General features: G+C 65.4%; 23 protein-coding genes. 8 read left to right on the top strand and 15 right to left on the bottom strand.

Translation table 11 applies throughout. The features are described 5' to 3' along the window. Positions 1 to 5 precede the first annotated feature (5 nt). Both AC07VH_RS22220 and AC07VH_RS22225 read right to left on the bottom strand, forming a co-directional pair. On the bottom strand, positions 6 to 1895 hold the full coding sequence (locus AC07VH_RS22220; RefSeq protein WP_494788984.1) for a chemotaxis protein CheA: 1890 nt from the start codon (positions 1893 to 1895) through the stop codon (positions 6 to 8). Beyond that, positions 1895 to 2755: a protein phosphatase CheZ gene (locus AC07VH_RS22225; protein ID WP_494788985.1), complete on the bottom strand. Its 861-nt coding sequence runs from the start codon at positions 2753 to 2755 to the stop codon at positions 1895 to 1897. The genes AC07VH_RS22220 and AC07VH_RS22225 overlap by 1 nt, the downstream gene beginning before the upstream one ends. Before the next feature lie 466 nt (positions 2756 to 3221). On the opposite strand from AC07VH_RS22225, the gene AC07VH_RS22230 reads away from it, so the two are divergent. From AC07VH_RS22230 to AC07VH_RS22255, 6 genes are all read left to right on the top strand, one after another. Continuing rightward, on the top strand, positions 3222 to 3689 hold the full coding sequence (locus AC07VH_RS22230) for a universal stress protein (protein WP_326457199.1): 468 nt from the start codon (positions 3222 to 3224) through the stop codon (positions 3687 to 3689). A gap of 142 nt (positions 3690 to 3831) precedes the next feature. After that, positions 3832 to 4476, top strand: a complete 645-nt coding sequence (locus AC07VH_RS22235; protein ID WP_034750556.1) for a response regulator — start codon at positions 3832 to 3834, stop codon at positions 4474 to 4476. Positions 4477 to 4813: 337 nt separating this feature from the next. After that, on the top strand, positions 4814 to 5620 hold the full coding sequence (locus AC07VH_RS22240; protein WP_475415638.1) for a Crp/Fnr family transcriptional regulator: 807 nt from the start codon (positions 4814 to 4816) through the stop codon (positions 5618 to 5620). Between the two features lie 240 nt (positions 5621 to 5860). Further along, positions 5861 to 6058 (top strand): hemin uptake protein HemP, encoded by a 198-nt coding sequence (gene hemP, locus AC07VH_RS22245; RefSeq protein WP_034750559.1) that lies wholly within the window; start codon positions 5861 to 5863, stop codon positions 6056 to 6058. An 85-nt stretch (positions 6059 to 6143) separates the two neighbouring features. Then, positions 6144 to 6470, top strand: a complete 327-nt coding sequence (locus AC07VH_RS22250) for a hypothetical protein (protein ID WP_494788986.1) — start codon at positions 6144 to 6146, stop codon at positions 6468 to 6470. Positions 6471 to 6518: 48 nt separating this feature from the next. Then, complete coding sequence (locus tag AC07VH_RS22255) at positions 6519 to 7748, top strand: DUF2325 domain-containing protein (protein WP_489630173.1); 1230 nt, start codon at positions 6519 to 6521, stop codon at positions 7746 to 7748. A 12-nt stretch (positions 7749 to 7760) separates the two neighbouring features. Here the strand turns inward: AC07VH_RS22255 and AC07VH_RS22260 are convergent, their stop codons facing one another. From AC07VH_RS22260 to AC07VH_RS22280, 5 genes are read right to left on the bottom strand one after another with little or no spacing between them, the layout of a single operon-like run. Beyond that, positions 7761 to 9125, bottom strand: a complete 1365-nt coding sequence (locus AC07VH_RS22260; protein WP_494788987.1) for a sulfite reductase subunit alpha — start codon at positions 9123 to 9125, stop codon at positions 7761 to 7763. 12 nt (positions 9126 to 9137) lie between these two features. Continuing rightward, entirely contained in the window at positions 9138 to 10178 is a 1041-nt protein-coding gene (locus AC07VH_RS22265; protein ID WP_494788988.1) for an FAD:protein FMN transferase, read from the bottom strand. 26 nt (positions 10179 to 10204) lie between these two features. Beyond that, positions 10205 to 11029: a DUF4198 domain-containing protein gene (locus AC07VH_RS22270; protein WP_494788989.1), complete on the bottom strand. Its 825-nt coding sequence runs from the start codon at positions 11027 to 11029 to the stop codon at positions 10205 to 10207. 10 nt (positions 11030 to 11039) lie between these two features. Continuing rightward, the gene (locus AC07VH_RS22275; RefSeq protein ID WP_475415591.1) at positions 11040 to 11555 is read right to left on the bottom strand and encodes a DUF2271 domain-containing protein; all 516 of its coding nucleotides are present in this window, start codon (positions 11553 to 11555) and stop codon (positions 11040 to 11042) included. A 33-nt stretch (positions 11556 to 11588) separates the two neighbouring features. After that, entirely contained in the window at positions 11589 to 12287 is a 699-nt protein-coding gene (locus tag AC07VH_RS22280; protein WP_494789065.1) for a PepSY-associated TM helix domain-containing protein, read from the bottom strand. A gap of 218 nt (positions 12288 to 12505) precedes the next feature. Here AC07VH_RS22280 and AC07VH_RS22285 point away from each other — a divergent pair, with 218 nt between their 5' ends. Both AC07VH_RS22285 and AC07VH_RS22290 read left to right on the top strand, forming a co-directional pair. After that, complete coding sequence (locus AC07VH_RS22285; protein WP_494788990.1) at positions 12506 to 13003, top strand: pyridoxamine 5'-phosphate oxidase family protein; 498 nt, start codon at positions 12506 to 12508, stop codon at positions 13001 to 13003. Positions 13004 to 13090: 87 nt separating this feature from the next. Next, positions 13091 to 13690: a DUF2239 family protein gene (locus tag AC07VH_RS22290; protein WP_475415593.1), complete on the top strand. Its 600-nt coding sequence runs from the start codon at positions 13091 to 13093 to the stop codon at positions 13688 to 13690. Between the two features lie 9 nt (positions 13691 to 13699). On the opposite strand, the gene AC07VH_RS22295 is transcribed toward AC07VH_RS22290, so the two are convergent. From AC07VH_RS22295 to AC07VH_RS22330, 8 genes are all read right to left on the bottom strand, one after another. Beyond that, positions 13700 to 13966 carry a hypothetical protein gene (locus AC07VH_RS22295; protein ID WP_494788991.1) on the bottom strand — a complete coding sequence of 89 codons (267 nt, stop codon included), beginning with the start codon at positions 13964 to 13966 and terminating at the stop codon, positions 13700 to 13702. 222 nt (positions 13967 to 14188) lie between these two features. Continuing rightward, positions 14189 to 14560: a KGG domain-containing protein gene (locus tag AC07VH_RS22300; RefSeq protein ID WP_494788992.1), complete on the bottom strand. Its 372-nt coding sequence runs from the start codon at positions 14558 to 14560 to the stop codon at positions 14189 to 14191. 192 nt (positions 14561 to 14752) lie between these two features. Then, the gene (gene pdeM / locus AC07VH_RS22305; protein ID WP_494788993.1) at positions 14753 to 15427 is read right to left on the bottom strand and encodes a ligase-associated DNA damage response endonuclease PdeM; all 675 of its coding nucleotides are present in this window, start codon (positions 15425 to 15427) and stop codon (positions 14753 to 14755) included. Beyond that, complete coding sequence (locus tag AC07VH_RS22310; protein WP_494788994.1) at positions 15424 to 17883, bottom strand: ligase-associated DNA damage response DEXH box helicase; 2460 nt, start codon at positions 17881 to 17883, stop codon at positions 15424 to 15426. Before AC07VH_RS22310 ends, pdeM begins: the two co-directional genes overlap by 4 nt. A gap of 7 nt (positions 17884 to 17890) precedes the next feature. After that, positions 17891 to 19531, bottom strand: coding sequence for an ATP-dependent DNA ligase (locus tag AC07VH_RS22315; protein WP_494788995.1), 1641 nt, complete (start codon positions 19529 to 19531; stop codon positions 17891 to 17893). Then, the gene (locus AC07VH_RS22320; protein ID WP_494788996.1) at positions 19524 to 20564 is read right to left on the bottom strand and encodes a ligase-associated DNA damage response exonuclease; all 1041 of its coding nucleotides are present in this window, start codon (positions 20562 to 20564) and stop codon (positions 19524 to 19526) included. The genes AC07VH_RS22315 and AC07VH_RS22320 overlap by 8 nt, the downstream gene beginning before the upstream one ends. Before the next feature lie 86 nt (positions 20565 to 20650). Beyond that, complete coding sequence (locus AC07VH_RS22325) at positions 20651 to 22330, bottom strand: RecQ family ATP-dependent DNA helicase (RefSeq protein ID WP_494788997.1); 1680 nt, start codon at positions 22328 to 22330, stop codon at positions 20651 to 20653. Positions 22331 to 22436: 106 nt separating this feature from the next. After that, a complete protein-coding gene (locus tag AC07VH_RS22330) occupies positions 22437 to 22835 on the bottom strand; it encodes an MAPEG family protein (RefSeq protein ID WP_326457217.1) in 399 nt (132 codons plus the stop codon). Positions 22836 to 22848 lie beyond the last annotated feature (13 nt).

Raw genomic sequence — 22848 nt, forward strand, 5'->3', positions numbered from 1 at the left:
AGAGCTTACGCCGCCATGCGTACCGTGCCGCGGCAGCCGTCCATCAGGAAGGACAGTCCCACCACCAGCACCAGTTCGCCTTCGGCCGAGCGGGCCGTACCCGTGATGCCTTCCACGGTGATGGCCGTCATCGGCTTGATCACCAGGTCGGCCGTGCCATCGACGGCTGCGACGGCCAGGATATACGGCTGTGGCGCGGCGACGACGATGCCGACGCGCTCGCTGCACGATTCGTAGCCCAGGGCGCCGGCCAGCGACCGCACGGGCAATGGACGGCCCTGGTCTTTCAGCACGGGCGCGCCGCCCACTTCCATGAAGGTTTCCGGCAATTCGACGACGCGCTGCACCACGGCCATCGGCAGCGCCAGCGCGGCGCCCGAGGTCGACACCAGCATGGTCGGCACGATCGACAGTTCGATCGGCAGGCGGATGGCAAACTTGGTGCCCTTGCCCAGCATGGATTCGATGTGGATGGCGCCGCGGTTTTTCTCCACGGCCGTCTTCACCACGTCCATGCCCACGCCGCGTCCGGAAACGCTGGACGCCACTTCCTTGGTCGAGAAGCCTGGCAGGAATACCAGCTGGAAGCATTCGTCGTTGCTCAACTGCGCGTTTTCGCTGATCAAGCCCTTTTGCTGGGCCTTGCTGCGCAAGAAGACCGGGTCCATGCCCTTGCCGTCATCCTGCAGCACGATCATGACGCTGTTGGCCTCTTGCCAGGCTTTCAGCGAAATATACGATTTGGCGGGCTTGCCGGCGGCCAGGCGCGCTTCCGGCGATTCGACGCCATGGTCGAGCGAGTTGCGCAGCATGTGCACGAGCGGATCGTACAGGCTGTCCACCACGACGCGGTCGACTTCCGTCTCCGCGCCCTCGATGGTCAGCTCGACGTCCTTGCCCAGGTCTTTCGCCAGTTCGCGCACCAGGCGCGGGAATTTCTGGAACAAACGGCCCACTGGCTGCATGCGCGTGGCCAGGGTGGCCCGCTGCAGTTCCGTCGAGTAGCGCGAGGCGCGTTCCAGGGTTTCCGCCAGGGTCGCCATCAGGGTGGCGGCCTGGCCTTCGAATTTGAATTGCAGCAGGCGCTCGAGCAGCACGGCAGCCTGGTTGGCGGCCTGCACGGATTCGCCGGCCACTTCCAGCAGCGCGTCGAGCTTGACGGCGTCGACGCGGATGCTGTCTTCCTTGACGGGCGCGGCATGGCGCACTTCCGGACGTTCTTCGCGGCGTTCCGCGCCATCCCAGGCCTTGGCGGCCGGCTTGGCGGCAGCGGCAGGCGCGGCGGCCACGGCGGCTGGCGCAGCAGCGACGGCGGACACGGGTGCCGCAGCGATCTGGCTGGCGGCCGGCACGACGGCGTTGTACATCGCCTCCCAGTCCAGGCCATCGGCGCTGGCCGTGGAAACGGCGGCGGCAGCGGCCGGCGCGGCGACAACGACTTCGGCGACCTCGGCAACGGCCACGGCCGCTTCCGCCACCACGGCGGCGGCCGGCGCAGGCGCATCCATGCCCTTGCCTTCGATGGCGTTCGTCAGGATGTGTTCCAGCTCTTCCGGCATGGCCGGCAAGCTTTCCGGCGCGGCGCCATTGGCCAGTTCCGTCAGCTGGTCGGCCACGAAACCGGAAGCTTGCAGCGCCGCCTCGATGGCGATCGGGGTCACGGGCGCGGCGCCCGTGCGCAAGGCGTCGAACAGGTTTTCCGTCAGATGGCAGGCCGCCACCAGCGCGGGCAGGCCCATGAAGCCGGCGCCGCCCTTGATGGTGTGGAAGGAACGAAACACGGCATTCAGTGTTTCCTTGTTGTCAGGATCGCGCTCGAGGCGCAATAAGTGCTCTTCAACATTAACCGCAAGATCCATCGCCTCAACGACGAAATCCTTGAGCATATCGTCCATTAGAATCCCAAATCCGCAAGAAGGTCGTCTACATTATCCTGGTCCAGCGCCACCGACGGCACGGAGGGGCCCTGCATCAGCGGCGCATCCTGCTTCTGTGCCAGCTTTTCGCGCACCTCGGCCGGCGCGTTGTCGCGCAGCAGCTGAGCCAACTCGTGCTCTACCGTCTTGGTGATGTTGACTACTTTTTTGATCAGCTGGCCCGTGATGTCCTGGAAGTCCTGCGCCATCATGATTTCCAGCAAGCGCGCTTTTTCCGCTTCCGTCGCTTCGGCAACGGCTTGCGCGAACTGGCGCGAATCGCCGGCCAGGGCCTTGAATTCTTCCAGGCTCAGCTTGCCGTCGAACAGGGCCGTCCAGCGGCCATCCATGTCCTTGGCTTTCTTCGACAGCACATCCTGCGCCGGCATGCCTTCGTCGAGCGTGTTCAAGACCTTGTTGGCGGCCTGCTCCGTCAGGGTGGCGACATACTCCAGGCGGTCCTGGGCGTCGACGATCTGCGACGACGCTTCCGTCAGTGCCTTGTCGTAGCCCAGTTCGCGCAGCGAATCGTGCAGCAGGCGCACAATGCCGCCCAGGCGCTCGAACATCGGCTTGTCGGACTGGTCGACGGGATCGGCCGCGTCGCCGGGCGCGTCGGCGCTGGCGGCGGGCGCCGCTTCCGGCGCGGCGGCCACGGGCGCCGCTGCGGCTGCCGGCACGGCGGCGCTGGCCGACACGGAGTCGAACAGCGCGTCGAAATCGTCGTCCGCAATCACGGCGGGAGCGGGCGCGGCGGCAGGTGCGGGCTGAGCCGCGGCCGCACTTTGCGCAGATACTTCATCGAATAATGCATCGAAATCATCAGCGGCGTTGGTCATATCCCTGCTTCTCCATAATTTGTCAAAATTCCGCCTGAACTGTGCGTTTTACAGACTGATACCCGCAATTTCTCGATTAAGATGATTTGAGGCAATACCGCTGCGATGGTGCGAGTGTAGCAGGGCGCCGCCCTGTTGGTAAATCTCAAAACGCGCTTCCTGGTGCAAAGCTGCTGCATAAGAGCTTTTCCACCAGGAAATAACTGTTCCTGCTGTTGTATTTTGAAATACTACCATTGGCGTGCGTGCAAGACCACGCGCCGCACAAGAAATCCTGCCTGCGGGCGCCTGCGCAACAGCGCCGCATCGATATCGTTGCAGCCAAATACGATCTTTCTGCCAATGTTGTCTATACTGAAGGTGCAGTTGTGTTGATAATTATCAAGTCTTTACATGAATACAATGCTGCCGCCGCGTCTACAATAAGAGGCGTTGCGCGCGCCGAGTCACCGCCAAAGGAGCTGCCATGTATAAGAAAATTCTGATCGCCACGGACGGCTCCACCGTCTCCAACTTGACGGCCTGTGCCGGCGTTGCCTTTGCCGAACAGATGCACGCCGACATCCTTGCCTTGTACGTGGCGCCCGAATACCAGTACCCGGTGTACATCGAGATCATTCCGCCAAGCTATCCCAGCGAAGAGGAATACCGCATCGCCATGCGCAAGGCGGGCGCCGACCACTGGCAGCCCATCCTCGACGCCGCCGCCAAGCGGGGCCTGGAAGCGACGGGCTTGACGGCCTTTTCCGACAGCCCGGCCCTGAAAATCGTGGAAGTGGCGCAATTGCAGCATTGCGACCTGATTTTCATGGGCTCGCACGGCCGCAGCGGCTGGGGGCAGTTGCTGCTGGGCAGCGTCACCAATAAAGTGCTGTCGCACTCGAAATTGCCGGTGCTCGTGCATAGGCTGATCAAGGAACCCGCAACGAAATAAACGGTCACATGGCCACGGGGGCCGCCGCTGCCGGCACATGAAGTAAAAGGCAAACTTGCGGCCATTTCAGTTAAAATGACAACATTTCTCGTTTCTCAACATATGATTGTCCGGCGACGGACACCCTCCAGATTGCCCGCCTATGATACGTATTGTGATTGCCGACGACCACACCATCATGCGAGAAGGATTGAAGCGCATCCTTGACGGCGCGCCGGACATCGATATCGTGGGTGAGGCCATCGACGGCTTTGAAGTGCTCAACCACGTACGCCAGGGCGGCTTCGACCTGTTGCTGCTCGACCTGTCGATGCCGGGCCGCAGCGGTGTCGACCTGATCCGGCAAATCCGCAGCGAGGCGCCCAAGCTGGCCATCCTGATCCTCACCATGCACGAGGAAGAGCAATATGCGGTGCGCGCCATCCGCGCCGGGGCGCAAGGCTATCTGACCAAGGAAAGCGCGGGTACCCAGCTCGTGGGCGCCATCCACAAGGTGGCGTCGGGGCGCCCCTACATCAGCGCCGAGGTGGCCGAGCAGCTCGTGCTCAACATCATGATGCCGAATGAAAGCTTGCTGCACAAACAGTTGTCGGACCGCGAGTTCGAAGTGTTTTCCCTGCTGGTGGCGGGCAAGTCGATCACGGAAATCGCCAACAACCTGCACCTGAGCGTCAAGACGGTGAGTACGCACAAGACGCGCATCATGCAAAAAATGGGCATGAGTTCGCTGTCGGAAATGGTGCAGTATGCCGTGGCGCACCGCCTGCTCTCCCCCTTCAAGACGTAAGCCCCGCGACGCGCGCCCGCGCGTCCTCTGTAGGAACAATCCTACCCTCCCTACCGTAGCTCTTACTCCCATATTCAGCCACTGCTGATATTAATTGCATACGGTTGTTGGCATACTGAAACCAGTAATCAAGTTGCTGGGAAGTTATTTCATCACACAGCAAGTCGTCAGCGAATTGAGCTTTACCTGCCTGGACGCGCGCCGCCCCTTCACCGCCCGCCGTCCTGCGCACCCTGTTATTCAACTCTGAACTACCTGTCACCAGGAGATGAACATGCTGTCCACGCAAACGCCTGAAACCCGCGCCGCCGCCCCATCGCTGGCCCCCTCCTCTCCGATGGAAGCCGGGCGCCAGCGCCAGGGGCGGCTATGGTCGAACCTGAAGGAGGTGTGCGATCTGCTGCATATCTCCAGCGCCTGCACCATCGCCGCCGACGAACTGCTGTTCCAGCACGTGCAATTCAAGACGGGCCAGCGCGTGCACACCATCGGCCAGCCGTTCGACACCCTGTACATCGTCAATTCGGGCTTCCTGAAAACCGTGCTCATCGACGAATTCGGCAATGAACAGGTACTCAGCTTTCCCATGAAGGGCGACATGCTGGGCGTGGACGGCATCCACTCGCGCCATTACTCCTCGGAAGCGGTAGCCCTGTCCGACTGCGACCTGATCCTGCTGCCGTTCAAGAAGCTGACGGCGCTGGGACGTGTCCACCTGGAACTGGAAAACGTCATGTACGGCGTGATGAGCCGCGAACTGGTGCGCGAACAGGCGATGATCGGCATGCTGGGCGCCCTCAGCGCCGAAGCCCGCGTGGCGCGCTTCCTCGTCTCGCTGGCCGACCGCTTCGCGCAGATGGGCTACTCGAGCAAGCTGTTCAATCTGCGCATGACGCGCCATGAAATCGGCAGCTACCTGGGCCTGACCCTGGAAACGGTCAGCCGCACCTTGTCCGCCTTCAATGAAATCGGCCTGATCACGGTTGACCAGCGCACCATCGGCATCAAGGATCCGGACGCCCTGAAAACCCTGCGCCGCCTGCCGCCTTCGCGCTCGCGCGCCAAGCAACTGGCCGCCGCCAAGCTCAAGGCCGACAGCACCGCGGCCGCCACCGCCTCGGCGCAATTGCTGGCCACCATCTAAGTACGCCCGATTTCTTCCAGCTTGGCACAGGCTTGACCCGGCCGAGGCGCGCACCGCCTTGGCCGGGTCTTTTTTGCTGCCGCGCCGCGCCCGCGGCCGCCTTTGTGCAGCGCCATCCTCGACGCTGCCATCCCATCGCAAAAAAGCGCGGATTCCGCACAAATAAGCCTTGCTTTTCGGGCCACATTCAACAATAATGCAAATACGAATCATTCTCAACTGAGATAAAGAAAGCCCAACATGCAAAGCTCAAAACCAGCCTTGATCCAGGATGCCGCTACTGCCCACGTCCGTCCTCCCGTCAGCATGGCCCAGCCGGCGCGCCGCATCACCAGCGAAGCGCTGCTGCAGCAGGGCCGCGAAGTGGAAATTGAGCACAGCGGCAAGATCTATCGCCTGCGCGTCACCCAATTGAACAAGCTGATCCTGACTGCCTGAAGCAGCACGGCAGCCAGTCACCACACTCGCCAGCCAGTCGCGCCCCGTGCGCGCAGCCAGCCAAACCACCGCACAGGAGTGTTTGATGGCGAACGACCGACCTTCCCCGATGTTTCCCTCCCCGCAAGGCCAACAGCCTGAATTGCTGCTGTCGGCCGTGCTGCACCTGATGTCGCACTACCATGCGGGCAGTCCCTGCGAGAAACTGGCCGGTGTCATCGAACGCCATCTGCATGTGCTATCGAATTCGCCCGGCCTGGGCCCCGTGCTGCAAGCTACTTGCCAGCAACTGTCGCAGCAATGGGCCGCCCTGGTGGCGCTGCACCGCCCCGCGCCGCCGAAGGCCACCTTGCTCGAGCGCCTGGCGCGCATGCTGCGCGCCAGGCCGCCTGCCTCGCCCCTGCCGCAATAATTTCGATTTATCTTCAACTGCCGCCCCACCGCCCAACAGGATACCGCCATGTGTGACAAAGACCAGTCCCTGCCCGTCATCAGCAATTGCGCCCACGCCGGCACGGAAACGGCCGCGCTCGCTTCTCGCCGCCGCCGGCTGTGGGAACTGTCGCATACCTGCCATTGTCCGCTGGTCGGCGTGGGCTTGCCCTTGGGCTATCTGCGCAAGCTGGTGGGCAAGATGACGGGCGGGCGCGTGCTGGCCGACGACTACGAAGTGCACGTGGGCGCCGTGACGGAATGCGGCGCGCGCAACCGCCTGTCCGAGGCGCTGCAAAAGGAACTCGAACGTCGCTACGCCCCCGTGATCCTGCGCTTTCGCGGCGCCAAGACCACGGAACAGGTAGCGCAACTGTGGCGCACGGCCGTCGCCAACGGCGACGTGTCGGGCGCCTTCTGGGCCGGCCTGACCCACCCGCGCTGCGACGCCGAGCTGGAAGAGCAGATGTGCCGCGACTTGCACATGATCCAGCACCAGGCCGGCGCCTGCGTGCGCGCCGACATGGGCAAATTTACGGCCTTGCAGGAAGAAAACACGCGCCTGATGCAGGAACTGGCCAAGCTGCAACAACGCAGCCAGGCCGCGCTGATGGAAAAGACGGGCGAGCTGGAACGCCAGGAAGCCGTGCTGCTGCGCACGCGTGCCGAATCGATCGGCAAGGATAGCGTGATCGACGGCTTGCGCTTTGAGCTGGCGCAATTACAGGCCGCGATTCCCGCGCTGGAATCGCGCACGCGCCTGGTCGAACGCCTGGCGCAAATGGATGAGCGCGAAAAGGAATTGCGCCAGCAAATCGCCGAATTGAAACAGGCCCAGCCGCGCCCGGCCGCCGCCGTGCCGCCACCGGCGCCGAAGCTGGAAGTGCCGACGGGCGGCAAGCTGAAAATGCCGATCCGCCTCGTCGATCAAAGCGTCTTGTGCGTGGGCGGGCGCAGCGGCAACGTCGCCACCTACCGCGCCCTGATCGAGCGCGTGGGCGCGCAGTTCGCCCACCACGACGGCGGCCTGGAAGACAATGCCAACCTGCTCGACTCGAGCCTGGCGGCCGCCGACCTGGTGATATGCCAGACGGGCTGCATCAGCCACAGCGCCTACTGGCGCGTGAAGGATTATTGCAAGCGCACGGGCAAGCGCTGCGTCTTCATTGACAACCCCAGCATCTCCAGCCTGGCGCGCGGCTTGCAGGAAGTGAGCGGCGAGATGGAAGCGGCGCCGCTGGCCGTGCCCCAGCCCTAAACAATTCTTTCTTTAATACACGTCGCGCCGGTAGCGCCCTTCGGCCGCCAGCGCGTCGAGCGCGGGCCGGCCCAGTATCTCCTGAAGGGCCTGGTCGACGCCGCCCGCCATGCCGGCCAGGCTGCCGCAAATATAGATGGCCGCGCCCTGCTCCAGCCACAATTTGACTTCATCGGCATTGCCGCGCAGGCGGTCCTGCACGTAGGTGCGCTCGGCCTGGTCGCGCGAAAACGCCAGGTCCAGGCGCGGCAAGTCGCCGCTGGCATGCCAGCCTTCAATCTCTTCGCGGTAATGAAAATCGTGGGCCGCATTGCGCTCGCCAAAGATCAGCCAGTTGCGCCGCTGCCCTGCCAGCACGCGGCTCTTCAGGTGGCCGCGCAAGCCGGCGATGCCGCTGCCGTTGCCGATCAAAATCAATGGCCGCTGGGCATTGTCTTCCAGGCGGAAGCGTTTATGCTGGCGCAAACGCAGCTGCACCACGTCGCCCACCTTGGCCTGCGCCGTGAGCCAGCCCGAGGCCAGGCCCAGGCTGCCGTCGGGATGCTCATGCTGGCGCACCAGCAAGTGCACGCCGCCATCGCGCGGGATCGATGCGATCGAATATTCGCGCGGCTGGGATGGATCGGCGGGCGCCGTCACCTGCACCAGGTCGCCCGACTGCCAGTCGGGCAAGCTGCCGGCCACGGGCGCCAGTTCCACGTGATAGATGGCGCCGCCCGCGCTGCCCGGGTTGAGCAGCTGCCTGTGCGTCAGGCGCCAGTCGCCGAAGGCGGGGGCGCTCCAGTCGGGCGCGTCGCTGGTGCCGGCCAGGTGGCTCAGATGCTGGAACCACTGTTCGATGGCGGCATTCGCGCTGCGGTCCACTTCGATGCGTTCGAACAGGCGCGACGCGCCCTGCCCCGCCAGCCAGGCATCGAGCGCGCGGCCGAAGCCGCAGAACTGGCCATAGCTGCGGTCGCCCAGGGCCAGCACCGCGTAATGCAACTGCGGCAGCGCCAGCTCGCCCGTCATCAGGCGGCCCATGAAGGCGGCCGCATTGTCGGGCGCGTCGCCTTCGCCATAGGTGCTGACCAGGAACAGGGCCCGTTCCGCTTGTTGCAGATCGACGGCCGTGAGTTCGGCCAGCGCGCACAGGCGCACGGGGATGCCGGCCAGTTGCAGGCTCTGCGCCGTTTGCGTGGCCAGCTCTTCCGCATTGCCCGTCTGGCTCGCATACGCCACCAGCCAGGCGGGACTGTTGGCCAGCGCCGCCTTGGCGGCGTCCGACGCGCGGCGCCTGGCGCGCGCGCGCAGCCAGGGCGCCAGGCACACGCCCGCATAACTGAGGGACAGGGCGGCCAGCAGGGCCAGCCGCGTCGTATCGTGCGTAAAAATCATGGAATTAATCGTTCATTCGTCGAGCATGGCCAGCATGTGGCTGCTCAGCGTTTCGTGAAAGCCAGCGCCGTCGCGTTGCAGGAAGCGCGCGGCCAGGCCCTGCTCTTCGGCCAGCGCCATGCCGGCCTCGACACCGAGCACGGTCAGGGCCGTCGACCAGGCATCGGCCGCCATGCATTGCTCGTGCACGACGGTGACGGAAGCGAGTTGATTGGCGATCGGCATGCCGCTGCGCGGATCGATCGTATGGGAAAAGCGCGCTGTGCCATCCTGGAAGAAACGCCGGTAGTCGCCCGACGTGGCGACGGACAAGCCGTGCAGCGCCAGCAGCATTTCCGGCGGATGCTGCGCATTATCGGCACCATCGGCGGCGCCATCGACCTGTTCCAGCATGACCCACCACGGCTGGCCGTCGGGCTTGCTGCCGGCGCCGCGCAGCTCGCCGCCCACTTCGACCAGGTAATGGCCGATGCCCTGGCTGTCCAGATAGCGCGCCAGGCGGTCCACGCCATAACCCTTGGCGATGGCCGATAGATCGAGCTGCAAGCCGCCAGGCTGGCGGACGCGGCGGGCCGGCAAGTCCAGCTCCAGGCGGCGGCGCTGGCGCTGCGACAGCAGCAGGGCCACCGTGTCATCCTTCGGCGGCAGGAAGCCGGGCTCATCGTAGCGATTGCGGGGGCCAAAGCCCCACAGGTTGACAAGGGCGCCCGCGCACGGGTCGTACGCGCCGCCGGACGCCTGCGACACATGCATGGCAAAGCCCAGCACCTCGCAAAAGGCGGCGGGCAGGCTGTGCCAGCTGCCGGGCTCGGCCCGGTTGAAGCGGCCCAGGTCGGACGCCTCGCTCCAGTGGCTCATTTGCGCCACGACCAGGTCCAGCTGTTGCTGCAAGCCCTGCTGCAAATCGGCGCTGCCGGCGCGTCCCGGCATGGCGGACTCGAGCAGGCGCACCGACCAGCTGGTGCCCATGGACAGGCCGCGCAAGTCCCGGATCGCGGCGCCGGGCGGCGCGGTCTGATCGGAAATATGCTGCGGCAGCAGGACCCGGCGCATCGGCGCTCTCGTGACGATGCCGCCGCTTACTGCGGCAGCACTTCCACGGTGGCCGCGTACGTCATGCGGCGCTCGGGCATGGCTGGCGGCTGGCCGGCCACGGCAGGGGCGGCCGCCGGCCAGGTGCTGCTCAGGTAATACATGCCGGCCGCCGGCACGGTGAACGTGATCTCGCCCTTGGCATCGGTGCTCTGGCGGATTTCCCCCAGCACGCCACGGTAGCGCACGCCGCCCGGCACCAGGCTGAAGGCCTGGTTCGCCGCCGGCTTGCCGTCGACCAGGAAGCGCCACGTGGCTTTTTCGCCCGCGCGCAAGTCGTTCGGATGGGTCACCGGCACGAATTCCAGGCCCACGCCCGTCGGCTTGAATACTTCCGTGCTGGTTTCGCCATTGCTGAAGAAGGTTTCCAGACGGCTGGCCGTGCGCGTGACTTTCAACTCTTGCGCGTCGGCCGGCACGTCCTTCTTGAACGTCTCTTCGTTGCCGCGGAAACGCTTTTGCTCGCCGTTGAGCTTGTAGCTGGCCATGACGTTCTGCGACACGATGGCAGCCTTGTACGTGCCAGGCTTTTCCATCTTGACGTCGAAGACGCTGCGCAGCCGGCCCGTGACGGTGTTCGCGGGCGCCACTTTCGCGCCATCCGGACCGGTCACTTGCAGCGCGTCCAGGCGCAACGGCTGGTGGTCGATCTCGAACAGGCCATCGGAGACGGCGGCGTCCACCGTCACCCAGGCGTCCTTGCTTTCCACCATCGTGCTCGACGGCACCATCCAGCCGCGGTGGGCGTGGGCGTTCATGGCCAGGCCGGCCAGGGCCAGGGCGATCAGGGATTTGTTGTAGCGATTGAACATGATGTGCGCCTTATGGCTTGAGTTGGACGACGACATTACCGAGTTCTTCCTTGCCTTTGGCAGGCACGGACTGGGCCGATTTCAGCGGCCACTGGAACGGCACGCGCACCAGTTCGCGTCCGCCCGCTTCGCGCGCCGCTTCCACGACGACCTGGTATTCGCCGGCCGGCAGCTTGTCGAGCAAGGCCTTGGCGCCGGGGAAGGTCAAGGTATGTTCGCCCGGGGCGCGCGTGGCGCCGCTGACGCCGTCCACCGGCATGGCCAGGTCGCGGCCGCTCTTGCGCCACCATTGGCGCATGTCCTTCAGCCATTTTTCGCCGGCCTTGTCCTTCTTTTTCACGTCATACAGCACGGCCAGGTTGCCGACGACCTTTTGATCGGCCGTTTCCAGCCATGCCGCCACGTAGGGACGGTGGTATTCCGCCACGTTCAATTGCGGGATTTCAAGCTTCAGGGCCAGGTCGGCCGCCATCGCCGAAGTGCCGATCAGGGGAAGGCCAAGCGCCAGGGAGTAGCGTAATTTCATGGTGTGCCTGTAAAAAAGAAAAGGTAAAAACGATCAGTGAATAAACAGCAAGGCGATCGCGCAGGGTATCAAGATACCGAGGCCAACCATCGGCCACGTAAATGGCCGGTTGGCCGCGTGGAACTTCAAAATCAATAGACCCGTCAGGCAAAACACGATGCAGGCGCCGGCAAAGATGTCGATGAACCAGTTCCAGGCCACGCCCGTGTTGCGGCCCTTGTGCACGTCGTTGAGCCAGGACACCCAGCCCCGGTCCGTCAATTCGTATTCGGCGGCGCCGTCTTGCAGGCCGATGCGCACCCAGGCGTCGCCGCCTGCCTTGGGCAACGGCAGGTAGACTTCGTCGGCGCTCCATTCGGCGGCACGCCCGCCCGCGTTGAGCGACCATTGCTTTTTCAACCACGCTTCGGCGGCGGCCGGCATGGGCGCGTTGGCGCCATCATGCTGGGCGGCATAGGCGGCCAGTTCCGTGAGCAAAGGGGCCGGCAGGGTCGCCTGCTGGCGCGTGATCGACGGTTTCGACTCGATCTGGCTGGCGTGGTTCAGGGTAATGCCCGTGATGGCGAACAAAAACATGCCCAGCAAACAAAGTGCCGAGCTGATCCAGTGCCATTGATGCAGATTCTTCAGCCACACGGCGCGGCTGGCATTGTTCCTGGCCTTGTCGGCGGCGCCCGCATTACTCATGGCCCGCTCCCGGCGAGAGGCGAGCCAGGTGGCGCGACAAGTCAGTGTGCTTCATTCCCATCCTTCAATCCAAGTGCCTGCTGATATTTTCAAACAAATGATAATGATTATCATTTATTAAGTCAATACATGGGAGGCACTGCTAGGCCAGCGTTTTGTAACAGCGTTGAAACAAAGCTCCCCTGCTACGTAAGCTGCCGTACAGAGCCGCATGCAGCAAGCACCTATGCTGGTTGTTCAGGACAACCAATAAGGGAGCACCCATGCAATCGTATTCCAGCGAACAACTGGCCAGCATCGCGGCCAGGATCAAGGACGTCAAATTCGGCATGCTGACCACCAGCGACGACATGCGCACCCTCACCAGCCGGCCGTTGACGCAGCAGCAGGTCGACAGCGAGGGGCAGATCTGGTTCTTTGTTTCCGACGAGGCCAACTATACGCGCGACTTGCTGAACAATCCGCAAGTCAACGTCAGCTTTGTCGACACGGGCGACAGCCTGTATGTATCCGTCTGCGGCCACGCGCAGCTGCTGAAGGACCGCGCCAAGGCGGAGGAATTGTGGAGCCCGCTGGTGAAAGCCTGGTTCCCGGGCGGACTCGACGATCCGAAGCTGTCGCTGATCAAGGTGACGATCCAGTCGGCCGAGTATTGGGATAGCAGCGCCAGCAAGATGATGCAATTCTATGAAATGGCCAAGGCCGCCATCACGGGCGAGCCGCCGAAAGACATGGGCGAACACGGCCGGGTCGACCTGTAGCAGTCTTGCCCTATTTTACCCGGGTGATATTGACTTTTCATTTTACCCGGGTAAAATTTGCCGCATACGGACTCACTGGAGCAAGCCATGCACGCCCCCATTCAACTGACGGCATTTGCCGGCCCACACAAAGTGGCCGCCGGCACATTGCATGCCGTGGCGCAAACACTGAAGGAACTGGTGACGCGCGATCCCGATGCGCAGATCCTGATCTTCGACGATGCCAGCGGCAGCCAGGTCGACCTGAACCTGCACGGCAGCCTGGCTGAGGTGCTGCAGCGCCTGCCTCGCCTACCGCCCTCCCAGGACGACGACGCGCCCCCGGCCATACGCACGGCAGGCCGGCCGAAGCTGGGCGTCGTGGCGCGCGAAATCACCTTGCTGCCCCGTCACTGGGAATGGCTGGCGACGCAGCCGGGCGGCGCTTCCGTGGCCTTGCGCAAGCTGGTGGAGCAGGCGCAGCGCGGCAACAAGGCGCACGATGAACAGCGCCAGGCGCGCGAAGCGGCGTATAAAGTCATGAGTGCGCTGGCCGGCGATGCACCCGGCTTCGAGGAAGCCAGCCGCGCCCTGTTCGCCGGCAAGCAGCCAGCGTTCCTGGCGTGCGTGCAGGCATGGCCAGCCGACGTGCGCGAACACGTCTTGCAGCTGGCCCAGCGCGGGTGGTCCGGGAGTGAAGAAAGTTAGGCGGCCAGCTCAGACGCCCGTACTGCCCGTGGTGTCGGGCGCATCTTCGGCGCTCTGCCGGCTCTGCCCGGCGGAGCCGGACTGGTGATGGGGCAGGCGGTCGGCGCGCCGCACTTCGCCGATGGAAAACAGATCGTCGCCGATATCGAGCCCCTGCTCGCTATCGACCAGCACAAAGTTCTCGCCCGACTCGGCCGTACTTTGCTTGCTGCCCGCCGTGGACGGCGTGCCGCCCTGGCTGTTGCCGGCTTGCGGCGTGGTGGAGTTGCCCATCATTCTTCTCCCTGATCGTGAGTGCGTGAGTGCGATTTGACTGCGTTGACTGCGCGTGGGCCGTGGCCGGCGCAGCTATTTCATCATAGTCCATGCCTGCTGCATTGCATCAAAATTTTGCGCTGGCCGGCGGTAGCTGGCGGTAGCCGAATAAGCATGGCGTGGCCCTGGCCAGCGGCGTGCCTGCTTCCCGCTGGCCAGGGCGACTTGCGGCTTGCTACTCAGCTACTTGTTGCGCGACCCGGAGCTGGAACCGGAACCGCCGCTTTGCTTGTTGCCACTGTCGCGGTTGCCCTCCTGGTTCATGCTGGCATTGTCGCGCGAGCCGCTGGTGCTGGCGGCGCTTTGCCGGTTGGCATCATTCTTGTGGCTTTGGCTGCCTGCGCGGCGCGCCTCTTCCGACGTGAACTCATGCGCCGTGCCCTTTTCATGCGCGGCACGTCCGCCTTCGCTGGCGATTTCGCGCTGCTGGGCCGGGTCCATGGAAGCGAAACCCCGTTTGCTGGTATCGCTTTGCTTGCTGCCGCCGCTGCCGCCACTGCTGCTGCCGCTACTGGTTTTACTACCTTGCTGTTTATTGTCGCTCGATGTGGCCATGATGATCTCCTTGATCGATAGAATCGAAACAGTGCAAACCATGCAATTCTTCCCCCTCGCATGGCAAGGGAACCGTCATCTTAGTGCGCGCATGGGGCACAAGAAATAGGAGGATGGCAAGAGCGCATGTAGGATGAGTCCCGCTCACGGTGGCGCAGTTACTTTCAGTTTTCCACCAAAAGTACCAGACACTCAGCAGTTAGCGGGCAGCGGAAAAATCGCCGCGTCCGCCGTCACGTAGACGCGCTCGCCAGCGCCTGGCCGCACCGCATGGCCGCCCGTAAAGGCCCCAAACGAGGGCAGGATGGCGCGCTGCCCGCCCAGCAGGAAACACGGCAGGCGCAGGCCTCCACGCTCTGCGCGCAAGTGAAACACGGGATGCACGTGGCCCGCCAGCATATAGCCGGGCGCCACGGTGTCCGGGTGATGGCAGAACGACAGCTTGCCCACCTGGTGCGGTTCATCGACCATGCGGATGCCCAGCGCGGCGGCCGGATCGCCCGCATGCGCGTCGTGGTTGCCGCGCACCACCGTCAGGCGCACGTCGGGATGGCGCATGCGCCAGGCCAGCATGGCCGCCACCGTGGCGGCCGCATGGGCGGCGCGCGCATGCAGAAAATCGCCGAGAAAGACGATTTCCTCGCAGGCGTAGCTGGCCAGCAAGGCGTCGAGCGCCAGCAGGTTTTGCGTGGTGGTGCCGCGCGGCACGGGCACGCCCAGCGCGCGGAACGCAGCCGCCTTGCCGAAATGGATGTCGGCAATGATCAGCATCCTGCGCGCCGGCCAGTACACGGCCTTGTGCGCCAGCAGCCAGACCAGCTCGCCGGCCAGTTCCACCGCGCAATGCGCTTGCCGCGCCCCGTTCATGCGGCCGCCTTTTCCAGCGCCAGCACCAGCCGCGCCACCCGGTCCGACAGTTTTTCCGTCGTCAGCTGTTCGCGGAAGCGCTCGACCATCAGGCCGAAGGCAAATGGCGAGGCGCGCTCCAGCGCTTGCAGACAGAGGCTGCGTCCATGCAGCTCGCGCAAGGTGGCGCGCAGGCGCGTCAGTTCCAGTTCCTGCTCCAGCACTTCGCGCTGCGCCTGCGTGAGCAGCAAATTGGCCGCGTCGTGCTTGCGGAACACCTCGAAAAACAGCGAGGACGACGCCTGCAGCTGACGCGCGCTTTTCGGCTGGCCCGGATAACCTTGGAAGACGAGGCCGGCAATGCGGGCGATTTCGCGGAAACGCCGCTGCGACAGTTCCGTCGCGTTCAGGCTGGCCAGCACGTCTTCCAGCAGCTTGTCCGTGCTGAACAGGGGAAGATCGGCGCCGCTGGCGGCCGTCAACAGCGGGGCGAAATCGATATCGTCCGCGCCCAGCAATTCAAAGCCGTAATCGTTGACGGCGATCGACAAGGTGGCCGGCTGCACGCGCGCGATGCGGTAGGCCAGCAGGGATGCCAGACCCAGGTGCACGGAGCGGCCCGCGAACGGATACACGAACAGGTGATGGCCTTCGCGGCTGGACAAGGTTTCCAGCAAGAGACTGGCGCGCGTGGGCAGGCTCGACCATTTCCGCTGGATGGCCAGCAGGGGCGCCAGCGCGCGCATTTCCGGCCCGCTGGCCTTGCCCTCCTGCGCCAGCTGCAACTGGTCCAGCACGGCGTGCGCCAGTTCCGACGACAGCGGCATCTTGCCGCCCTGCCAGCGCGGCACGGCGCCCCGGCTGCCCGTAGCGCGCCGCACGTAGGCCGTCATCTCGTGCACGCGCACGAATTCCAGGATGCGCCCGCCAAACAGAAAATGGTCGCCCTGCTTCAGGCGCGCGATGAACGATTCCTCGATGCTGCCGATCCGCCCCCCGCCGAGGAACTTGACCTGGATCGCCGCTTCCGAGACGATGGTGCCGATGCTCATGCGGTGGCGCCGCGCCAGCGCCACGTCCGGCACGCGGTAGACGCCTGCATCGTCCGGCAGCACTCTGCGGTATTCCGGGTACACGGTGAGGCTTTGCCCGCCGCGCGCGACGAAGTCGAGCGCCCATTGCCACTCGTCGGACGTCAGGTGGCGATACGACCAGGCCGCGCGCACTTCCGCGTACAGCGCCGGCGAATCGAAGCCGCCGCCCAGCGCGATCGTCACCAGGTGCTGCACCAGCACGTCGAGCGGCTTGTCCGGCACGGGCCGCGCTTCCAGGTGGCCCTGCGCCAGGGCGGCGCGGGCGGCCGCCGCTTCCAGCAATTCCAGGCTGTTGGTGGGCACCAGGGTGACGCGCGAAATGCGCCCCGGCGCGTGGCCGCTGCGCCCGGCCCGCTGCACCAGGCGCGCGATGCCTTTCGCGCTGCCCACCTGCAGCACCCGTTCGACGGGCAGGAAATCGACGCCCAGGTCCAGGCTGGACGTGCACACGACGGCTTTCAGCTCGCCCGTCTTCAGGTGCTGCTCGACCCACTCGCGCACTGCGCGGTCCAGCGAACCGTGGTGCAGGGCGATCAGGCCCGCCCAGTCGGGCCGCGCATCGAGCAGGTGCTGGTACCACAGCTCGGCCTGCGAACGCGTATTGGTGAACACCAGGGTGGTGGCGCTGCCCTCGATCTCGGCGATCAGCGGCTGCAGCATCTGGATGCCCAGATGCCCGCCCCAGGGAAAGCGCGTGGGGTTCACGGGAATCAGGCTGTCGACGAGGATGCGCTTTTTGATTTTGCCTTCGACCAGCACGCCATCGTTTTGTTCTCCCAGCAAGACGTCCTGCGCCTGCCGCAGATTGCCCAGGGTGGCCGACAAGCCCCACGTCATCAAGGTTGCATTCCAGCGGCGCAGCCGGGCCAGCGCCAGCTGCACCTGCACGCCGCGCTTGCTGCCCATCAATTCATGCCACTCGTCGACGATCACCGTTTCCAGCAGGCTGAAGCGTTCCTGCGCGTCCGCCTGGCTCAGCATCAGGGACAGGCTTTCCGGCGTCGTGACGAGCACCTCGGGCCAGGCTTTCGCCTGCCGCGCCCGCTGCGCGGCGCTGGTATCTCCCGTGCGCGCCTCGACGCGCCAACCGGGCGCCAGCGTTTCGCCGGACGCCTGCAGCGCGCGCACGGTGTCGGCCGCCAGCGCCCGCATGGGCGTGATCCACAGCACGCGCAAGCCCTGCTTCCTGCCCTTGCGTTGTAGCCGCTCGGCGCGCAGCAAGGCGCCGAACCAGACGGCATACGTCTTGCCGGACCCCGTGCTCGCATGCAGCAGGAGGGACTGGCCCTGCGCGCCAGCCCGCCAGACGGCGCGCTGGAAGGGAAACACCGTCCAGCCGCGCCCCGCGAACCACGCATCGATGCGCTGCGCCAGCGTGCTCATCGCCTGCTCATGCGGCGCCCGCCAGCATGGCCTTCAGGGTGGCCAGGGTATCGGCGTCGGCGACTGTCTTGTCTTGTCGGCGACGCAGGATGCGGGGAAAGCGCACGGCGATGCCTGCCTTGTGGCGGCTGGACGCGGCGATGCCCTCGAAGCCGATCTCGAACACCATCGTCGGCTGCACGCTGCGCACGGGGCCGAATTTTTCTATCGTCGTCTTGCGGATGGCCGCGTCGACCTGCGCGATCTCCGCATCCGTCAAGCCCGAATACGCCTTGGCGAACGGCACCAGCTTGCGCTCCCCCCGCTCGCCCTCCTCCACTTCATCCCACACGGCGAACGTGTAGTCCGTGTACAGCGACGCGCGCCGGCCGTGGCCCGCCTGGGCGTAGATCAGCACGGCGTCGATGACATACGGATCGATCTTCCACTTCCACCACGTGCCCACGTCTTTCGTGCGGCCCACGCCATATGCGGCCGACACGGCCTTGAGCATCAGGCCTTCCACGCCGCGCGCGCGCGATTCCTCGCGGATGGCGGCCAATGTCTCCCAGCCAGCCGCTTCGACACGGGGCGACAGGCGCAGCGCGGGAGAGCGCACGCCGGCCACCACGCTTTCCAGCAGCGCGCGCCGTTCCAGCTGGGGCAGCTGGCGCACGTCCACGCCATCGAGTTCCAGCACATCGTAGGCCACCAGCACGGCGGGCAGCTCGGCCAGCAACTTGGGCGAGACCGTCTTGCGGCCCATGCGCTGTTGCAAATCGGCAAATGGCGCCGGCACGTCGCCCGGCTGCCAGATGAGGATTTCGCCATCGAGCACGGTACCCTCGGGCAAGGCCAGCTGCGCCAGTTCGGGAAAGCGCCCCGTGATCAATTCCTCGCCGCGCGACCACAGCCAGTTCACGCCATCGCGGCGCAGCAGCTGGGCGCGCATGCCGTCGTATTTCCACTCGGCCAGCCAGCCGCCGACGTCGCCCAAGGTTTCCGGCGCCGCCTGCAAGGGGTGCGCGAGGAAAAACGGATACGGCTGGCCGCCGCGCAGCGCATGTTCGCCCTCCGACTGCGCGGCGATCAGTTTCAAGAATCCCGCGCCCGTGGGGCTGACCTTGCCATCGGTCCAGCCCATCAGGCGCTGGGCGATCAGCTTGCTGTCGACGGCGGCGATGGACGCCAGCGCGCGCGTCACCAGCAGTTTCGACACGCCCACGCGAAAGCCGCCGCCGATCAGCTTGATCAACAGAAAGCGTTCGCGCGTTTCCAGCTCGTCCCAGTACGCCAGCAGGGCGGCGCGGATGGCGTCGGGCGCCGCGCCGCGCAACGGTGCGATGCGCTGCTCGACCCACTCGGCCAGGCCGACGTCGCTGCGTTTTGCGGGCGCGGGCAGGATCAGGGCGATGGTTTCGGCCAGGTCGCCCACGGCGTGATAGGCCTCGTCGAACAGCCAGGCATCAAGGCCCGCCCGTTCGGTCGCGTACTCGCGCAGCAATTTGGTGGGCACGGCCTGGCGCGGCTTGCCGCCGGCCAGGAAATACACGGCCCAGGCCGCGTTCTCGGGCGAGGCGCCGCGAAAATAGGCTTGCAGCGCCGCCAGCTTGCGGCTGGTGGAGGTCGTCTCGTCGAGTTCCGCGTACAGCCGGGCAAAGTCACGCATGGCTGACGTCCCCCGCCGCCGTGGCCGCACCAGGCGCACCGTCATCGGCCTCGTCGTCGCCGTATTCCGTCTCGAAGCCGCCCGCCTGCCAGCCGTTCTGCCGCAGCCAGCGCACCATCACGGGGATCGAGCCGTGGGTGACGATGATGCGCTCGGCCTGCGTGGCCGTGATCGCTTGCATCAGGCCGGGCCAGTCGGCATGATCGGACAGCACGAAACCCCGGTCCACACCGCGCCGCCGGCGCGCGCCGCGCAGCAGCATCCAGCCGCTGGCGAACGCATCGCTGTAGTCGCCGAAGCGCTTCATCCACGGCGAGCCGGCGGCCGACGGGGGCGCGATCACCAGCGCCGTTTTCAATGCGGCCTTGTCCGTCACCTCGCCCACCATCACGGTGGCGGGCAAGGCCACGCCCGACTCGCGGTAGACCTGCGTCAATGCCTGCGCCGCGCCATGGCAGACGATGGGGCCGATGCTGGCGTCGAGGCCCGCCAGGATGCGCTGCGCCTTGCCGAAGGCATAGCAGAACAGCACGCTGGTGCGCCCTTCGGCCGCATTCCTGCGCCACCACTGGTTGATGTCGTCGTAGATTTCCTGCGGCGCCTGCCAGCGGTAGATGGGCAAGCCGAAAGTCGATTCCGTGATGAAGGTGTCGCAGCGCACGGGGTCGAATGGCGCGCAGGTGGGGTCGGGCTGCAGCTTGTAGTCGCCGGATGCCACCCACACTTCGCCGCCGTGCGCCATGCGCACCTGGGCCGAGCCGAGCACGTGGCCGGCCGGATGCAGCGAGACCTGCACGCCGTGGTGTTCGATGGTGTCGCCATACGCGAGGCCCTGGACGGACACGGGGCCCAGGCGGGCGCGCAGCACTTGCTCGCCGGGAGCGGCGCACAGATAATGCCGGTGCCCGACGCGCGCATGGTCGGCGTGCGCATGCGTGATGATGGCGCGCTCGACGGGGCGCCACGGGTCGATGTAGAACTGACCCGGCACACAGTACAAGCCTTCCTTGCGCACCACCACCATGTCCGCCATGCCCTGCTCCTACGTTAACACGCGTTGGAATGGGCTGATTCTAGCGCTCTTGCGCCAGATCATCTGTCAGACAGCGCACACTGGGTTCACGCCGGAGCGACAAACTCGGCCATGAAGGTGCGCGTGGTGTTTTCCGGAAAGGCGATCGTGACCTGGTCGCCCGCCACCGACAGCACGGTGCCGATCTGGTAACGGGGCACGCGCACGCGGCTGCCGACGGCGATCTGCGGCGCCGGCGGCTCGGCGGGTGCTGGCGGAAGCTCGTCCAGGGAAATGGGCATGGCCAGCGCGGGCGGCGACTGGCAATTGTCGCAGGTGCAGCAACGCTCGAAATCGCCGGCGTCGCCAAAGTAATCGAGCAGCAGTTTCCAGCGGCACAAGCCGCTTTGCGCATACGCCACCATCTGCTCGAGCGCCTGCTTGTCGCGCTCCTGCTTGTCGACATAGATCTGCGCCAGCTGCGCATACGCGGGCGAGCTGGCCGAGGGCGCTTTCAGACCGTAGCCCAGCTTGCGGTCCTGGCGCAGCAGCTTGCCATCTTTCAACAGTTTCAGGCACACCTTCAGGTGGCCGTCGGAAAACTCGGGCAAGCCTGCTGCCAGCGAGGCAAAAGTGAAGGTGGCCGGCAATTCTTGCGCTGCCGCCACGATGGCGGCCAGTTCTTCCGCCATCGGGTAATGCTTCGCCAGGAAAAACTGCTGCACCCGCTTGTCTTCCTGGAAGTACAGCAAGGTGCAGTCGGCGGGCAAGCCGTCGCGCCCCGCCCGGCCCGATTCCTGGTAATACGCTTCCAGGTTGGCCGGCACCTGCAAGTGGATGACGAAGCGCGTGTCGGGCTTGTCGATGCCCATGCCAAACGCGTTGGTGGCCACCATGATGCGGCGCTCGCCGCCCATGAACAAGTCCTGGTTGTGCTTGCGCTCGCGCGCCGCCAGCTTGCCGTGGTAGCAGGTGACGCTCTCGCCCAACGCTTCCAGCCGCGCCGCCAGGTCTTCGACGGCCTTGACGGTGGCCGCGTACACGATGCCCACGCCCGGCGTTTCGCGCAGCAGGCGCAGGACTGCATCCTGTTTTTCTCCGGCATTCGTGACCTGGATCACGCGGTAGCGCAAATTGGCGCGGTAGATGCCGGTATTGATGACGTTCAGCTTGCGCGCTTCCAGCTGCGTATCGATATCGGCCACCACTTCCCCGGTGGCCGTGGCCGTCAAGGCCAGCACGGGCGGGCGGCCCAACGCGCGCAGGGCGGCCGCGATTTCCAGGTAGGCGGGACGGAAGTCGTGGCCCCACTGGGAAATGCAATGGGCTTCATCGATGACGACCAGGCTGGGCGGCGCGCCGGCCAGCAGAGACAGGAAGGCGGCATTGGCGAGGCGTTCCGGCGTGCAAAAGATGATGATCCTGCCGCCCTCGGCGATGCGGGCGATGGCGGCGTCCTCGTCCGCGCGCGACAGGCTGCTGTTGAGCTGTACGGCCGTGATACCCAGTGCGTGCAGCTTTTCCAGCTGGTCTTTCATCAGCGAAATCAGCGGCGACACCACCAGGGTGGCGCCGGGCAACAGCGCGGCGGGCAGCTGGTAGCACAGCGACTTGCCGCTGCCGGTGGGCATGATGGCCAGGGTGTCGCGCCCGGCCAGCACGCTGTCGATGACGTCCTGCTGGCCCGCGCGCAGCCGCGCCACGCCAAACACGGCGCGCAGCAGGCGCTGGATCTTGCGCTGGCGGGCGCGGTCCGTATCTTTCACTGCAGAGGTAGTAATCGCCATCGTCGTCCGGTCCTTGACATGCCGGCGCCAATTGCCAGCTTGCCGCCACTTTACGGCCGGGCCTGGCGCACCGCCATAGGACGGGCACCACAGCTGGCGTAGGAATTCAGGAAGCGAACAGGATGGCCCAGAACAGCATCAGCAGCCCGGCAATCGACACGCACCACACGAGCGTGCGCACGACAGGCACGCCGAACGCGTACAGGGGCAGATACAGCACCCGGGCGGCCAGGTACAGGGCCGCGCCGTACAGGGTCAACGCGCTTTCCTGCGCCGTCACGTGGGCGATCAGCACGGCGGCGGCAAACAGGGGCAGGGTTTCGAACAGGTTCGCCTGGGCACGCTGCAAACGGCCCGTGATCTTGCCCACGGGCGGCCCGTCGCCGTCGCGCGCGCTCACGTTATAGGCCGTGCCCGTTTCGCGCGTGCGGAACAGCGCGGGCAGCAGGATTTGCACCAGCGCCAGCACCAGGGTACAGGCCAGCATCGTCAGTTCAGGGGTCATGCCTTACCTCTGC

Source organism: Janthinobacterium sp. GW821-FHT03C10 (genome assembly GCF_059420865.1).